Source organism: Micromonospora halophytica (assembly GCF_900090245.1).
In the GTDB taxonomy this organism is placed as follows: Bacteria; Actinomycetota; Actinomycetes; order Mycobacteriales; family Micromonosporaceae; genus Micromonospora; species Micromonospora halophytica.
Genome location: NZ_FMDN01000013.1, coordinates 1 through 17,740, shown reverse-complemented (window position 1 = coordinate 17,740; position 17,740 = coordinate 1). Strand labels below are relative to the sequence as shown.

The window sequence follows — 17,740 nt, the reverse complement described above, 5'->3', positions numbered from 1 at the left end:
TGTCGAACGAACGTGGAGGACGAGTTATGTCGGCGCCAGACGAGCAGATCGTCCAGGCACTGCGTGCCTCGCTGAAGGAGAACGCTCGACTTCAGCAGGAGAACAGCGCGCTCGTGGCCGCAGCGGTGGAGCCGATCGCGATCGTCTCCATGGGCTGCCGGTACGCCGGCGGCATCCGCGGTCCGGAGGACCTGTGGCGGGTGGTGACCGACGGCACCGACGTCTACACCGGCTTCCCCACCGACCGCGGCTGGGACCTGGAGGGCCTCTACCACCCGGACCCGGACAACCCCGGCACCACCTACGTCCGGGAAGGCGCCTTCCTGCACGACGCCGGGCAGTTCGACGCCGCGTTCTTCGGGATCTCGCCGCGCGAGGCGCTGGCCATGGACCCGCAGCAGCGGCAACTGCTCGAGGTGGCGTGGGAGACCTTCGAACGGGCCGGGATCGACCCGCACTCGGTACGCGGGAGCGACGTCGGCGTGTTCGCCGGGATCGTCCACCAGGACTACGCACCCGATCTCAGCGGGTTCGAGGGGTTCCTGAGCCTGGAGCGTGCGCTGGGCACCGCGGGCGGTGTCGCCTCCGGCCGGGTCGCGTACACGCTCGGGTTGGAAGGGCCGGCGGTGACCGTCGACACCATGTGCTCGTCCTCACTGGTCGCGGTTCACCTGGCCGCGCAGGCGCTGCGCCGGGGCGAGTGCTCGATGGCGCTGGCCGGTGGCTCGACGGTGATGGCGACTCCCGGCGGGTTCGTCGGCTTCGCCCGTCAGCGAGGGCTCGCCTTCGACGGGCGCTGCAAGTCGTACGCCGCGGGCGCCGACGGCTCGTCGTGGGCCGAGGGTGTCGGTGTGCTGCTGCTGGAGCGGCTGTCGGTGGCCCGGGAGCGGGGGCACCAGGTGCTCGCGGTGATCCGTGGCAGCGCGGTGAACCAGGACGGCGCGTCCAACGGCCTGACCGCGCCGAACGGCCCGTCGCAGCAGCGGGTGATCCGCCGCGCGCTGGCCAGCGCCGGACTGGGTCCGTCCGAGGTGGACGCAGTCGAGGGGCACGGCACCGGCACCGTCCTGGGAGACCCGATCGAGGCGCAGGCGTTGCTCGCCACGTACGGGCAGGGTCGGGATCCGCAGCAGCCGTTGTGGCTCGGCTCGGTCAAGTCCGTCATCGGGCACACGCAGGCGGCGTCCGGTGTGGCGGGTGTGATCAAGACGGTGCTGGCGCTGCGGCACCGGATGATGCCGGCGACTCGGCACGTGGACGCGCCCACACCCCAGGTGGACTGGTCCTCCGGCGCCGTCGAACTGTTGACCGAGGCCCGCGACTGGCCGCGCAACGGTCGTCCTCGCCGGGCCGGTGTGTCGTCCTTCGGCGCCAGCGGCACCAACGCCCACCTGATCCTGGAAGAGGCGCCGGAGGACGAGACCGCCCCGGTGCCGGCGCAGACGCCGCCGACCGGGGTCGTCCCCCTGGTGGTCTCGGCGAACACCGCCGCCTCGCTCGCGACGCAGGCGGCGCGGCTGGCGTCCTTCGTCGAAGGCGCCGAGGTGCCGCTGGCACACGTCGCCGGGGCCCTGGTGTCGGGCCGCGCCACGCTCGGTGAGCGTGCCGTGGTGGTCGCAGGCTCGACCGACGAGGCGTCGGCGGGGCTCGGCGCACTGGCGCGTGGCGAGAACGCACCGGGTCTGGTGACCGGTTCCGGTACGCCGGGCAAGGTGGTGTGGGTCTTCCCGGGCCAGGGCACGCAGTGGCTCGGCATGGGCCGGGAACTGCTGGACTCCTCCCCGGTGTTCGCGGAGCGGATCGCGCAGTGCGCCGCCGCGTTGGAGCGATGGGTCGACTGGTCCCTCGTCGACGTGCTCCGGGGAGACGTCGATCCCGCGTTGGCGAACCGGGTCGACGTGCTGCAGCCGGCCAGCTTCGCGGTGATGGTCGGCCTGGCCGCGGTCTGGGCGTCGGTGGGCGTTCAGCCCGACGCCGTGGTCGGCCACTCGCAGGGCGAGATCGCCGCGGCCTGTGTCTCCGGTGCTCTGCCGCTCAAGGACGCGGCCCGGGTGGTGGCGTTGCGTAGCCAGGCGATCGCCGCGACCCTGTCCGGACGCGGTGGGATGGCGTCCGTCGCCCTGAGCGAGAACGAGGCGACGGAGCGGCTGGCCCCGTGGTCCGGCCGGGTCGAGGTGGCGGCCGTGAACGGCCCGTCGTCCGTGGTGGTCGCGGGCGACGCCGACGCCCTCGACGAGGCCCTGGACGTCCTCGACGACCAGGGCGTCCGGGTGCGACGCGTCTCGGTGGACTACGCCTCGCACACCCGGCACGTCGAGGACCTCCGTGACATCCTGGCCGACGCGCTGGCCGGGATCGACGCGCAGGCGCCGACGGTGCCGTTCTACTCGACCCTCACCGGTGGGTGGATCTCCGACGCCGGAGCCGTCGACGGCGGCTACTGGTACCGGAACCTGCGCGGCCAGGTGCGGTTCGGGCCGGCGGTCACCGATCTGATCTCGCAGGGGTACGGCGTGTTCGTCGAGATCAGCGCCCACCCGGTGCTGGTCCAGCCGATCAGCGAGATCGTCGACGGTGCCGACGCCGACGTCGTGGTGACCGGGTCGCTGCGGCGTGACGAGGGCGGCCTGAGGCGCCTGCTGACGTCGATGGCCCAGCTCTTCGTCCGGGGGGTCACCCTGGAGTGGGCCGCGATCCTGCCGAGCGGGGCGACCTCGGCGCACGTCGATCTCCCGACGTACGCCTTCGACCACCGGCACTACTGGCTCCAGATGGGCGGGTCGGCCACCGACGCGGCGTCGTTGGGGCTGGTCGGCGCCGATCACCCGCTGTTGGGGGCGGTGGTGCCGCTACCGCAGTCCGACGGGCTGGTCTTCACCTCGCGCCTGTCGCTGCGGTCGCACCCGTGGCTGGCCGATCACGCGATCGGTGGCGTGGTGCTCATTCCCGGCACGGTCTACGTCGACCTGGCGGTCCGGGCGGGCGACGAGTTCGGCTTCGGCGTACTGGAAGAACTCGTGATCGAGGCGCCGCTGGTGCTGCCCGGAAACGGCGGGGTGCGGCTCCAGGTCGCGGTCGGTGGACCGGGGGAGACCGGTTCGCGCCCGGTCGCCGTGTACTCGCTGCGCGAGGACGGCACGGACGAGTGGACCCGGCACGCCGTGGGCCTGCTGTCGAGCACGCCGACGACACCGGGAACCGGTTTCGACTTCACCGCGTGGCCTCCCCAGGGCTCGCGGCAGGTCGAGATCGACGACTTCTACACCGACCTCGTCGAGCGTGGGTACGCCTACGGGCCCGCGTTCCAGGGGCTGCGGGCGGTGTGGCGGCGCGGCGACGAGGTGTTCGCCGAGGTCGCGCTCCCCGACGACCACCGGGAGGACGCCGGCAGGTTCGGCATCCACCCGGCGCTGCTGGACGCCGCCCTGCACACCAACGCCTTCGCCAACCCCGACGACGACCGTAAGGTGCTGCCGTTCGCGTGGAACGGTCTGGTGCTGCACGCCGTCGGCGCGTCCGCGCTGCGCGTCCGGGTCGCGCCGTCGGGGCCGGACGCGTTGTCGTTCCAGGCCGCCGACGACACCGGTGCCCTGGTCGTGACGATGGACTCGCTCGTATCGCTGCCGGTGTCCGCCGACCAACTGGAGACGGCGGCGGGGGAGAGCCGCGACTCGCTGTTCCGGGTGGAGTGGATCGAGCTGCCCTCGGCCGTCGGGGAAGCCGCGTCGTCCTGGGTGCCGGTGGCTACGGCGGACGACGTGGCGGCCCTGACGCGGAGCGGGAGCGCCACGTCGACGGCCGTGCTGCACGCCGTCGGCGACGGCGACGGCCCGCTGGCGTTGACCACGCGGGTGCTGGCGCTCGTGCAGGCCTGGCTGACCGGGGACGGGCTGGAGGACTCGCGGCTGGTGGTGGTGACCCGGGGCGCGACGCCCGCGGGTGACGGCGCGGTGAGCGATCCCGCCGGTGCGGCGGTCTGGGGTCTGCTCCGGGCCGCCCAGGCCGAGAATCCGAACCGGATCGTCCTGGTCGACGCCGATCCCGCCGGCGCCGACCCGCTGTTGGGTGCGGCGCTGGCCAGCGGCGAACCGCAGCTCGCGGTGCGCGGGACGACCCTGCTGGCACCCCGACTGGCCCAGGCCGGTGGCCAGGTGCCGGAGGCACCCGCCGTGTTCCGCCCGGAAGGGCGGGTGCTGCTCACCGGCGGCACCGGGGCGCTGGGCGCCGTGATGGCCCGGCACCTGGTGTCCCGGCACGGCGTACGCCGGCTGGTCCTGGCCGGTCGGCGGGGACCGGACGCGGAGGGCGTGGCGGAGCTGGTCGCCGACCTGACCGAGCAGGGCGCGGACGTGTCGGTGGTGGCCTGCGACGTGTCCGACCGGGAGCAGGTCGCAACCCTGCTGGCCGAGCACCGGCCGACCGGGATCGTGCACCTGGCGGGTGTCCTGGACGACGGCGTGATCGGCGCGTTGACCCCCGAGCGGCTGGCCGGGGTGTTCGCGCCGAAGGTCGACGCGGTACGGCACCTCGACGACCTGACCCGTGGCACGGATCTCGACGCCTTCGTGGTGTTCTCGTCGGCCGCCGCGCTCATGGGCTCCGCCGGCCAGGGCAACTACGCCGCGGCGAACGCGTTCCTGGACGGGTTGATGGCGCAGCGCCGGGCGGCCGGGCTGCCGGGCCTGTCGCTGGCGTGGGGCCTGTGGGAGCAGGCCACCGGCCTGACCGCCCACCTCAGCGCCGTGGACCAGGCCCGGATGAGCCGTGGCGGTGTCCTGGCGATGACCCCCGCCGAGGGCGTCACCCTGTTCGACATCGGCCTGTGCGCCGACCAGGCGCTGCTGGTGCCGATCAAGCTGGACCTGAAGGCGATGCGCGCCCAGGCCGCGGCCGGCGGCGATGTTCCGCACCTGCTGCGCGGCCTGATCCGGGTGGGGCGGCGGGTGGCGCGTGCGTCGGCCGGTGACAGCGGCGGCCTGGTCCGCAGGCTCGCCGGGCTGACCCCGGACGAGCAGGAGAAGATCCTCATCGGCATCGTCCAGGCGGAGGCGTCCGGCGTGCTGGGCTTCAGCGGGCCCGAGCTGACGCAGGGCACCCGCAAGTTCACCGAGATCGGGTTCGACTCGCTGACCGCGGTGGAGCTGCGCAACCGGCTGAGCGCGGCGACCGGCGTGAAGCTGCCCGCCACGCTGGTCTTCGACTACCCCACCCCGGTGGCGTTGGCCGGTTACCTCCGTGACGAGCTGGGCGAGACGGTGGCGGGCACCGCGACCACGGTCACCGTGGCCGTCGATCCGGACGAGCCGATCGCGATCGTGGGGATGGCGTGCCGGTTGCCGGGTGGTGTCGCCGATCCCGACGACCTGTGGCGGATGGTGTCCGAGGGCCGGGAGGGAATGTCGCCCTTCCCCGACGACCGCGGCTGGGACCTGGAAGGCCTGTTCGACCCCGACCCGGACCGCCCGGGTACGTCGTACACCCGGCAGGGCGGCTTCCTGCAGGGCGCGGGGCTCTTCGACGCCGGCTTCTTCGGCATCTCGCCGCGTGAGGCGCTGGCGATGGACCCGCAGCAGCGGTTGCTGCTCGAGGCCTCGTGGGAGGCGCTGGAGCGGGCGGGCGTCGACCCGACCGCGGTGCAGGGCGCGGACGTCGGCGTCTTCACCGGCGTCTCCATCCACGACTATCTCGAATCCCTGAGCAACATGCCGGCGGAACTCGAAGGCTTCGTCACGACCGCCACGGCCGGCAGCGTGGCCTCGGGACGGGTGTCGTACGTGTTCGGCTTCGAGGGCCCCGCGATGACCGTCGACACGGCGTGCTCGTCGTCGCTGGTGGCGATGCACCTCGCCGCGCAGGCGCTGCGGCAGGGCGAGTGCTCGATGGCGCTGGCCGGCGGCGTCGCGGTGATGGGGTCGCCGATCGGCGTGCTCGGCATGTCCCGGCAGCGGGGCCTGGCCGAGGACGGGCACTGCAAGGCGTTCTCCTCCGATGCGGACGGCACGGTGCTCTCCGAGGGCGTCGCCGTGGTGGTGCTCGAACGGCTCTCGGTGGCCCGGGAGCGGGGGCACCAGGTGCTGGCCGTGATCCGCGGCAGCGCGATCAACCAGGACGGCGCGTCCAACGGCCTGACCGCGCCGAACGGTCCCTCCCAGCAGCGGGTGATCCGCAGCGCGCTGGCCAGCGCCGGACTGTCGGCGTCCGAGGTGGACGTCGTCGAGGCCCACGGCACGGGTACCGCCCTGGGCGACCCGATCGAGGCGCAGGCGTTGCTGGCCACCTACGGCCGCGACCGCGACCCGCGACGCCCGTTGTGGCTGGGCTCGCTGAAGTCGAACGTCGGACACACCCAGGCGGCCGCGGGCGCGGCGAGCGTGATCAAGATGGTGCAGGCGCTGCGGCACGGCGTGCTGCCGCCGACCCTGCACGTCACCGAGCCCACCAACCAGGTGGACTGGTCCGCCGGCGCCGTCGAGCTGCTGACCGAGGCGCGCGACTGGTCGCCCGACGGCCGCCCGCGACGGGCGGGGGTGTCGTCGTTCGGGATCAGCGGCACCAACGCACACCTGATCATCGAGGAGGCGCCCGCCGAGGACGTCCGGGCCGTCGCGGCGCAGGACGCGCCGGACGGTGTGGTTCCGCTGGTGGTGTCGGCTCGCAGCGTCGCCTCCCTGTCGGGTCAGGCCGGTCGGCTGGCGGCGTTCCTCGACGGCGCCGGCGAGGCGCCGCTGGGTCGGGTGGCGGCCGCCCTGCTGTCGACCCGGGCGACGCTGGGCGATCGCGCCGTCGTGGTGGCGGGCTCGGCCGACGAGGCGCTGGCCGGGCTCGGTGCGCTCGCCCGCGGCGACAGCGCCGCCGGCGTGGTGACCGGCAGCGTGGGCGCGTGGGGCAAGCTCGTCTGGGTCTTCCCGGGCCAGGGGGCCCAGTGGGTCGGCATGGGCCGGGAACTGCTGGATTCGTCCCCGGTGTTCGCCGAGCGGATCGCCGGGTGCGCCGCCGCGCTGCAGCCGTGGGTCGACTGGTCCCTGGTGGACGTGCTGCGCGGTGACGTCGAGCCCGAGGTGCTGGAGCGGGTCGACGTGCTGCAACCGGCCAGCTTCGCCGTCATGGTGGGTCTGGCCGCCGTGTGGGCGTCGGTGGGCGTGGTGCCCGACGCGGTGCTCGGCCACTCGCAGGGCGAGATCGCCGCGGCCTGCGTGGCGGGCGCGCTGTCGCTCGAGGACGCCGCCCGGGTCGTGGCGTTGCGCAGCCAGGCGATCGCCGAACAGCTGTCCGGACGAGGCGGCATGGCGTCGGTGGCCCTGAGTCAGGACGAGGCCGCCGCGCGGTTGGCCCCGTGGGCCGGCCGGGTCGAGATCGCCGCGGTCAACGGCCCCTCCTCGGTGGTGATCGCCGGTGACGCCGAAGCGCTGGCCGAGGCCGTGCAGGCACTGGACGGCCGGCGGGTGGCGGTGGACTACGCGTCGCACACCCGGCACGTCGAGGACATCGAGGAGAGGCTGTCCGCGACGTTGGCCGGGATCGACGCGCAGGCCCCGGTGGTGCCGCTCTACTCCACGGTGACCGGCGGGTGGATCCGCGACGCCGGGGTCGTCGACGGCGGGTACTGGTACCGGAACCTGCGTAACCAGGTGCGGTTCGGGCCGGCCGTGGCCGACCTGATCGGCGACGGGCACGGCGTCTTCGTGGAGATCAGCGCCCACCCGGTGCTGGTCCAGCCGATCACCGACGTCGTCGACGGCACCGAGGCCGACGTCCTGGTGACCGGCACGCTGCGGCGCGACGACGGTGGCGTTCGACGACTGTTGACGTCGATGGCCGAGCTGTTCGTCCGGGGCGTGCCGGTGGACTGGAGCGGTGTGCTGCCCCCGGTCAGCGGACGGGTGGACCTGCCGACGTACGCCTTCGACCACCAGCACTACTGGCTGCACCCGGCCGTCGCGACCGATGCGCCGTCGCTGGGGTTGGCCGGCGCCGACCACCCGCTGCTCGGCGCGCTCGTGCGGCTGCCGCAGTCGGACGGGTTGGTCTTCACGTCGCGGTTGTCGCTGCGGTCGCACCCGTGGCTGGCGGAGCACGAGGTCGGCGGTGTCGTGACCGTCCCGGGTGCCGGGCTGGTCGAACTGGCCGTACGCGCCGGTGACGAAGCCGGTTGCCCGGTCCTCGACGAACTGGTGATCGAAACTCCGCTCGTGCTCCCCGCGCACGGCGGCGTGCGCGTGCAGGTCGCCCTGAGCGGCGCCGGCGAGAACGACGTCCGCACGGTGGACGTCTACTCCCAGCGTGAGGACGTCTCCGACGACGTGTGGACGCGACACGCCACCGGCGTGCTGTCGCGTACGCCCCGCGCGCAGGACGGATTCGACTTCGCCGCCTGGCCGCCCCCCGGTGCCCGCTCCCTCGACGTCGACGAGCTCTACGCCGACCTCGCCACGCGCGGTCACGCGTACGGCCGGTCGTTCCAGGCGGTGCGGGCGGCGTGGCAGCGTGACGGAGAGGTGTTCGTCGACGTCGTCCTGCCCGAGGAGCGGAGCACGGAGGCGGCCCGATTCGGCATCCACCCCGCGTTGCTGGACGCCGCCCTGCACCCGGCCCTGCCGATCGCGGCCGAGGACGGACCGCAGCCGCGGCAACCGCTGGACTGGCACGGACTGGTGCTGCACGCCGTGGGAGCGTCGGCGCTGCGGGTACGGCTGGCGTCCCTCGGCGCCGACACCGTGTCGCTGGCCGCGGCCGACGACACCGGCGCCCTGGTCGTGGCCGCGGACTCGGTCGGGTTCCGGACGGTGCCCGCCGCGGGATCGGCCGCCGCCGGCGCGGACCCGGCGCTGGCCAACTCCCTGTTCCAGGTGGAGTGGACCGAGCTGCCCGACGGCGTGGGGGCACCGGTGCCGTCGTGGACGCCGGTCGCCACCGCCGACGACGTGACCGTCCTGACCGACGTGCCCGCGGCGGTCGTGCTGGAGGCGGCCGGTGACGACGACGCCCTGCGGGTGACCTCGCGGGTGCTGGCGGTCGTACGGGCGTGGCTGGCCGGACCGGGGCTGGAGGAGTCACGGCTGGTGGTCGCGACCCGCGGTGCGGTACCGGCCGGTGACGGCGCGGTGACGGACCCGGCCGCGGCGGCGGTGTGGGGTCTCGTACGCGCCGCCCAGGGCGAGAACCCGGACCGGATCGTCCTGCTGGACCTGGACCCCGGCGCCGACGAGGGTGTGGCACCGGTGCTGGGTGCGGTGCTGGCCTCCGGCGAACCGCAGGTCGCCGTGCGCGGAACGACCCTCCGCGTGCCGCGTCTCGCCCGCGCCGCCCGGACCGCCGACGCGCCGGCCGGGTTCGGCCCCGACGGCACGGTCCTGGTCTCGGGTGCCGGCGCGTTGGGTGCGCTGGTGGCCCGGCACCTGGTGGAGCGGCACGGGGTTCGGCGGCTGGTGCTGGCCAGCCGGCGGGGTCCGGCCGCCGAGGGTGTCGCCGGGCTGGTCGCCGAGTTGTCCGAGCGGGGTGCGGACGTGTCGGTGGTGGCCTGCGACGTGTCCGAGCGGGATCAGGTGGCGGATCTGCTGGCGCGGCACCGCCCGACCGCCGTCGTGCACACGGCCGGCCTCCTGGACGCGGGCGTGATCGAGACGGTGACGCCGGAGAAGCTGGCCCGGGTCTTCGCGCCGAAGGTGGACGCGGTGCGGCACCTCGACGAGTTGACCCGTGAGCTGCCCCTCGACGCGTTCGTCGTCTATTCGTCGGTGTCGGCGGTGTTCATGGGCGCCGGCAGCGGTAGTTACGCGGCGGCGAACGCGTTCCTGGACGGGTTGATGGCTCACCGCCGGTCGCTGGGCCTGCCGGGGCTGTCGCTGGCGTGGGGCCTGTGGGAGCAGGCCACCGGTATGGCGGCGAACACCGACGAGTTGACCAGGGCCCGGATGAACCGGCGTGGCGGACTCCAGCTGATGACGCAGGCCGAGGGGATGGAACTGTTCGACGCCGCCCTCGGCACGGAGCAGGCGTTGCTGGTGCCCGCGAAGCTGGATCTGCGCGGGGTCCGCGCTGACGCGTCGGCGGGCGGTGTGGTGCCGCACATGCTGCGCGGTCTGGTCCGTACGGGCCGGCGGCAGGCCCGTACGGGCGGTGCCGGCGGGGAACGCGGCCGGCTGGGCGAGCGCCTGGCCGGGCTCACTCCCGCGGATCAGCTGGCACTCCTGCTGGACCTGGTACGCGGCCAGGTCGCTGCCGTGCTCGGGCATTCCGACGCGGGTGCCGTCCGGGCGGACGCGGCGTTCCGGGACGCCGGGTTCGACTCGTTGACCTCGGTGGAGCTGCGCAACCGGCTGCGGGAGGCGACCGGCCTGAAGCTGCCCGCCACGCTCGTGTTCGACCACCCGAGCCCGCAGGCCCTCGCTCGCCATCTGCGCGACGAACTGGGTGACGCCGCGCCGACGACGGTCGCGCCGACGGTCCTGGCCGATCCCGAGGAGCCGATCGCCATCGTGGGCATGGCGTGCCGGTTGCCCGGTGGTGTGGCCGGGCCGGAGGACCTGTGGCGGTTGGTGGCCGACCGCCGGGACGCGGTCTCCGGGTTCCCCACCGACCGCGGTTGGGACCTCGAGGGACTCTTCGACCCCGACCCGGAGCGTCCGGGCACGTCGTACACCCGGCAGGGCGGCTTCCTGTACGAGGCGGGGCAGTTCGATGCGGGGTTCTTCGGGATCTCGCCACGTGAGGCGCTGGCCATGGACCCGCAGCAGCGGCTGCTGCTGGAGACGTCGTGGGAGGCGCTGGAGGCCACCGGTGTCGACCCGACCTCCCTGAAGGGCACCGACGTCGGCGTCTTCACCGGCGTCTTCGGGCAGGGCTACGTCGCGCCGGGCGCCAGCGTGGTCACGCCGGAGCTGGAGGGCTTCGCGGGCACCGGCGGGTCGTCGAGCGTGGCGTCGGGCCGGGTGTCCTACGTCTTCGGCTTCGAGGGCCCGGCGATCACCATCGACACGGCCTGTTCGTCGTCGCTGGTCGCCATCCACCTGGCCGCGCAGGCGCTGCGACAGGGTGAGTGTTCGATGGCGCTGGCCGGCGGCGCGACCGTCATGGCGAACCCGGGCGCTTTCGTCGAGTTCTCCCGTCAGCGGGGTCTCGCCGAGGACGGGCGGTGCAAGGCGTTCGCCGCCGCCGCCGACGGCACCGGCTGGGCCGAGGGCGTCGGCGTGGTGGTCCTCGAACGACTGTCGGTGGCGCGGGAGCGCGGGCACACGATCCTGGCCGTGCTGCGCGGCAGCGCGGTGAACCAGGACGGTGCGTCCAACGGCCTGACCGCGCCGAACGGCCCCTCCCAGCAGCGGGTCATCCGCCGGGCGCTGGCCAACGCCGGACTGGCCCCGTCCGAGGTGGACGTGGTGGAGGCCCACGGCACCGGCACCGCCCTGGGCGACCCGATCGAGGCGCAGGCGTTGCTGGCGACGTACGGCCAGGACCGTGATCCCGACAAGCCGTTGTGGTTGGGGTCGTTGAAGTCGAACATCGGTCACGCGCAGGCGGCTGCGGGCGTGGCCGGCGTGATCAAGGTCGTCCAGGCGCTGCGGCACGGGATGCTGCCGGCGACGCTGCACGTGGACGCGCCCACCCCCGAGGTGGACTGGTCCGCCGGCGCGGTCGAGCTGCTGACGGAGGCGCGTGACTGGGCGAGGAACGGCCACCCGCGGCGGGCCGGGGTGTCCGCGTTCGGGGTCAGCGGCACGAACGCCCACCTGATCCTCGAGGAAGCGCCACCACAGGACGTCACACCCGAGCCGGAGCAGGCCGCATCCCCGCCGGTGCTGCCCGTGGTGGTCTCCGCGCGCAGCACCACGTCGCTGGCGCTGCAGGCCGGCCGGCTCGCCGCGTACCTCGAGGGCGCCGACGAGGTGCCGCTGGCGGGCGCGGCGCGGGCACTGGTGTCCGGCCGTGCCGCGCTGACCGAGCGTGCCGTGCTGGTGGCGGAGTCCCGGGCCGAGGCGCTCGCCGGGCTGACGGCGCTGTCGTCCGGGCAGGACACCGCTGGCCTGGTCACCGGTCGGGCCGGTGCGCCGGGCAAGGTGGTGTGGGTCTTCCCGGGCCAGGGCACGCAGTGGGTGGGCATGGGCCGCGAGTTGTTGGACTCCTCGCCGGTCTTCGCCGAGCGGATCGCCGAGTGTGCGGTGGCGTTGGCGCCGTTCGTGGACTGGTCGTTGGTGGATGTGCTGCGTGGTGAGGTCGGGCCCGAGGTGTTGGAGCGGGTCGATGTGGTGCAGCCGGCGAGTTTCGCGGTGATGGTCGGCCTCGCGGCGGTGTGGTCGTCGTGTGGGGTGCGGCCGGACGCGGTGGTCGGGCATTCGCAGGGTGAGATCGCCGCGGCGTGTGTGGCGGGTGCGTTGTCGTTGCCGGACGCGGCGCGGGTGGTGGCGTTGCGGAGTCGGGCGATCGGTTCGGTGTTGTCGGGTCGGGGTGGCATGGCGTCGGTGGCGTTGAGCCAGGACGACGCGGTGGCGCGGCTGGCGCCGTGGGCGGATCTGGTCCAGGTGGCGGCGGTCAACAGTCCCGGCTCGGTGGTGGTCGCGGGTGACGCGGCGGCGTTGGACGAGGTGTTGGCGTCGTTGGAGGGTGACGGGGTTCGGGTGCGGCGGGTGGCGGTGGATTATGCGTCGCACACCCGGCATGTGGAGGACATCCGGGATCTGCTGGCCGAGACGTTGGCGGACGTGCGGGCGCAGGCGCCGGTGGTGCCGTTCTACTCGACGGCGACCGGTGGGTGGGTCCGTGAGGCCGGGGTGCTCGACGGCGGGTACTGGTACGACAACCTGCGTGGTCAGGTGCGGTTCGCCCCGGCGGTGGCCGACCTGCTCGACCAGGGGCACGGCGTCTTCGTGGAGATCAGCGCGCATCCGGTGCTGGTGCAGCCGATCAACGAGATCGTCGATGACGCCGATGTGGTGGTGACCGGGTCGTTGCGGCGTGACGACGGTGGTCTGCGCCGGTTGTTGACCTCGATGGCCGAGTTGTTCGTGCGGGGCGTGCCGGTGGACTGGACCGCGATGCTGCCGGCCGCAGCGGCGTCGGCGCGGGTGGAACTACCCACCTACGCCTTCGACCATCGGCACTACTGGCTGCGGCAGCCCGCCGGGTCGGCCACCGACGCGACGTCGCTGGGACAGGCTGCCGCCGACCACCCGCTGCTCGGCGCGGTGGTGCAGCTGCCCCGCTCGGACGGCCTGGTCTTCACGTCGCTGCTGTCGGTGCGGTCGCATCCGTGGCTCGCCGACCACGCGGTCGGCGGAGTCGTGATCCTCCCCGGCAGCGGGCTGGTCGAGTTGGCCGTACGCGCCGGCGACGAGGTCGGCTGCTCGACGCTGGACGAGCTGGTGATCGAGGCCCCGCTGGTGGTCCCCGAGCAGGGCGGTGTCCGGGTCCAGGTGGCCCTGAGCGGAGCGGACACGAACGGCACGCGCACGGTGGAGGTGTACTCCCGCCGCGACGGCGGCGCGGGCGCGTGGACCCGGCACGCCACCGGCGTGCTGTCGGCGACACCGAGCGGCGGCGGCACCCGGTTCGACTTCACCGCCTGGCCGCCGCGCAACGCGGAGCCGGTCGACGTCGAGGACTTCTACACCGACCTGGCCGAGCGCGGCTACGGCTACGGCCCCGCGTTCCAGGGCCTGCGCGCGGTGTGGCGGCGCGGCGACGAGGTGTTCGCCGAGGTCGCCCTCCCCGAGGACCTGCGGGCGGCGGCGGGCAGCTTCGGCGTCCACCCGGCGTTGCTGGACGCCGCGCTGCAGGCCGCCACGGCCGGCGCCACGGCGCAGCAGCCCGGCGAGGCGGTGCTCGCGTTCGCGTGGAACGGGTTCGTACTGCACGCCGCCGGTGCCGTGGCGCTGCGGGTTCGGCTCGCGCCGCACGGGCCGGACACGTTGGCCGTCGAGGCGGCCGACCAGACCGGTGGGCCGGTGCTGACGATGGAGTCGCTGGTGTCCCGTCCGGTGTCGGCGGCGCAACTGGGGGCCGCGGCACACGACGTCGGTGACTCGATGCTCCGGGTGGACTGGGCCGACCTGCCCGCCACCGCCGCCGAGCCGGTGACGACGTGGGCGTCGGTGGGCACGGCCGACGACGTGACGGCGCTGGCCCAGGTCGACCAGGTGCCGCCGGTGGTGGTCGTCGAGGCCGTCGGCGGCGACGACGGTCCGCTCGCGGTGGCATCCCGGGTGCTGGAGGTCGTGCAGGCGTGGCTGACCGCGCCCCGGCTGGAGGAGGCGCGGCTGGTCGTGCGTACCCGCGGCGCCGTACCTGCCGGTGGCGATCACCTGGTGACCGACCCGGCCGCCGCGGCGGTGTGGGGCCTGGTCCGCTCCGCGCAGGCCGAGAACCCGGGCCGGATCGTCCTGCTGGACGCCGACCCCGCCCCCGGGGCCGGTGCGGATCTGGTGCTCGCGGCCGGTGAGCCGCAACTCGCCGTACGTGCCGGCGTCCTCTCCGTTCCCCGGCTCGCCCGCACCACCGGTCAGCCGCAGGGCGCTCCGGTCGTCTTCCGGGCGGACGGCACGGTCCTGGTCTCGGGTGCCGGCGCGTTGGGTGCGCTGGTGGCCCGGCACCTGGTGGAGCGGCACGGGGTTCGGCGGCTGGTGCTGGCCAGCCGGCGGGGCCCGGCCGCCGAGGGTGTCGCCGGGCTGGTCGCCGAGCTGTCCGAGCGGGGTGCGGACGTGTCGGTGGTGGCCTGCGACGTGTCCGAGCGGGATCAGGTGGCGGATCTGCTGGCGCGGCACCGCCCGACCGCTGTCGTGCACACGGCCGGTGTGTTCGACGACGGGTTGATCGGCGGGCTGACCCGGCAACGGCTGGCCGGGGTGTTCGCGCCGAAGGTCGACGCGGTGCGGCACCTGGACGAGCTCACCCGGGGTGCGGACCTGGACGCGTTCGTCGTCTTCTCCTCGGTCGCGGGAGTGGTCGGCGGCGGTGGACAGGGTAGCTACGCGGCGGCGAACGCCTTCCTGGACGCGGCGATGTCCCACCGGCGCGCGGCGGGTCTGCCCGGGCTGTCGCTGGCCTGGGGCCTGTGGGAGCGGAGCCTCGGGATGGCCACCCACCTCAGCGTCGTCGACCACGCACGGGCGAGCCGCGGTGGTGTCCTGGAGCTGAGCCGGGCCGAAGGGCTGGACATGTTCGACCTCGCGTTGCGCATGGACCAGGCGCTGCTGGTGCCGATGAAGCTGGATCCGGAGGCGATGCGGGCGGACGCCGCGGCCGGTGGCGCGGTGCCGTCGCTGCTGCGCGGTCTGGTACGCCCTCGCAGGGAGCAGGCACGGGCAGCCGCCGCCCCGGACGACACCCTGGTCCGCCGGCTCGGTGGGCTCGCGCCGGCCGATCAGGAAGCCCTGCTCCTGGACGTGGTTCGTGCCCAGGTCGCGGCCGTGCTGGGGCATGCCGACCCGCAGGACGTACGGGGGGACATGGCCTTCAAGGACGTCGGGTTCGACTCGCTGACGTCGGTGGAACTGCGCAACCGGCTGCGTGAGGCGACGGGGCTGAAGCTGCCGCCCACGCTGGTCTTCGACTATCCGAACCCGCTGGTGCTCGCCAAGCACCTGCGCACGCAACTGCGTCCGGACAGCGCCGCACCCGACGCGGGCACCGGCGCCGACGCGGACGAGACGCGGCTGCGGCAGGCCATCGCGTCGGTCCCGCTGGCGCGGCTACGCGCGGCAGGACTGGTCGACGCGCTGCTCGAACTCGCCACCACGGGCGAGCCGGACGACGGCATCGGGGCCGAGATCGGCGACGAGCGGGCGATCGTCGACCTGGACGTCGACGACCTGGTCGAACTGGTGCTCGGCGATGAGTAGTCCCGTACGGCCCGGCATCTGCTACGGAGTGATTGGGGGCACCTGGTGAGTGCGTCGTATGAGAAGGTCGTCGAAGCGCTGCGGCGGTCGGTGGCCGAGGTCGGCGAGCTGAAGAAGCGCAACCGCCAACTCCTCGCCGCGTCCCGGGAGCCGATCGCCATCGTCGGGATGGCCTGCCGGTTGCCGGGCGGTGTGGCCGGGCCCGCCGACCTGTGGCGGCTGGTGGCCGAAGGCCACGACGCGGTGTCGGGCTTCCCGACCGACCGCGGTTGGGACCTGGAGACCCTCTTCGATCCGGATCCCGACCACCTGGGCACCTCGTACGTCAGCCAGGGCGGCTTCCTGCACGAGGCGGGGCTGTTCGATGCGGGGTTCTTCGGGATCTCGCCGCGTGAGGCGCTGGCCATGGACCCACAGCAGCGGCTGCTGCTGGAGACGTCGTGGGAGGCGTTCGAGAACGCCGCCGTGGACCCGATGTCCCTCAAGGGCGGCGACGTCGGTGTGTTCGTCGGCGCGGCGCCGCAGGGCTACGGCTCCGGTCCGATCGGGCCGGAGATGCAGAGCTTCGCGGGCACCGGGTTGGCGTCGAGCGTGGCCTCGGGCCGGGTGTCGTACGTGTTCGGGTTCGAGGGGCCCGCGGTCACGCTGGACACGGCCTGTTCGTCGTCGTTGGTGGCGATCCACCTCGCGGCGCAGGCGCTGCGACAGGGCGACTGCTCGATGGCACTGGCGGGCGGCGCGATGGTGATGTCCAGCCCCAACTCCTTCGTCGTCTTCTCCCGGCAGCGGGGGTTGGCCGCCGACGGGCGGTGCAAGGCGTACGCGGACGGCGCGGACGGGATGGGCCTGGCCGAGGGGGTCGGGCTGGTGCTGCTGGAGCGGCTGTCGGTGGCTCGGGAGCGTGGGCACCGGGTGCTGGCGGTGTTGCGGGGCAGCGCGGTGAACCAGGACGGTGCGTCGAACGGGTTGACGGCGCCGAACGGTCCGTCGCAGCAGCGGGTGATCCGCGCCGCCCTGGCCGACGCCGGTCTCTCCCCGTCCGAGGTGGACGTCGTGGAGGGGCACGGCACCGGCACCGCCCTGGGCGACCCGATCGAGGCGCAGGCGCTGCTGGCCACGTACGGCCAGGACCGTGATCCCGACAAGCCGTTGTGGTTGGGGTCGTTGAAGTCGAACATCGGTCACGCGCAGGCGGCTGCGGGCGTGGCCAGCGTGATCAAGGTGGTGCAGGCGTTGCGGCATGCGGTCGTGCCGCCCAGCCTGCACGTCGACCAGCCCACCAGCGGGGTGGACTGGTCCGAGGGGGCGGTGGAACTGCTGACCGAGGCCCGCCCGTGGCCGCGTGACGGACACCCCCGTCGAGCCGGTGTGTCGTCTTTCGGGGTCAGCGGGACGAACGCGCACCTGATCATCGAGGAGGCGCCCGAGGATCCGGTTCCGGCTGGGTTGGTGCCGGTGGACGGGGTGGTGCCGTTGGTGCTGTCGGCGCGTAGTGCGGTGTCGCTGGCCGGTCAGGCGGATCGGCTCGCGGCGTTGTTGGGGAAGTCGGCGGTGCCGCTGGCGGGCGTGGCCGGCGCGTTGGTCTCGGGCCGGGCCGTGCTGGACGACCGCGCTGTGGTGGTGGCCGGCGCGGTCGACGAGGCGCTGACCGGGCTGGGTGCGCTGGCCCGTGGTGAGGACGCGGTCGGTGTGGTGACCGGCAGTGGGCGCACCCCCGGCAAGGTGGTGTGGGTGTTCCCGGGCCAGGGTTCGCAGTGGGTGGGGATGGGTCGGGAGTTGTTGGACTCCTCGCCGGTGTTCGCGGAGCGGGTCGCTGAGTGTGCGGTGGCGTTGGCGCCGTTCGTGGACTGGTCGTTGGTGGATGTGCTGCGTGGTGAGGTCGGGCCCGAGGTGTTGGAGCGGGTCGATGT

General features: G+C 73.9%; 2 protein-coding genes. Both read left to right on the top strand.

From position 1 onward, the window contains the following. Nucleotides 1–26 precede the first annotated feature (26 nt). Complete coding sequence (locus GA0070560_RS17465) at nucleotides 27–15,830, top strand: type I polyketide synthase (protein ID WP_091298529.1); 15,804 nt, start codon at nucleotides 27–29, stop codon at nucleotides 15,828–15,830. A 45-nt stretch (nucleotides 15,831–15,875) separates the two neighbouring features. Then, nucleotides 15,876–17,740: type I polyketide synthase (locus GA0070560_RS17460; protein WP_170839456.1), on the top strand; the 1,865-nt coding region annotated here is incomplete at its 3' end.

Excerpts from the sequence above, each read along its gene's own strand:
- GA0070560_RS17465 (WP_091298529.1), top strand. The coding sequence starts at position 27 with ATGTCGGCGCCAGACGAGCAGATCGTCCAGGCACTGCGTGCCTCGCTG.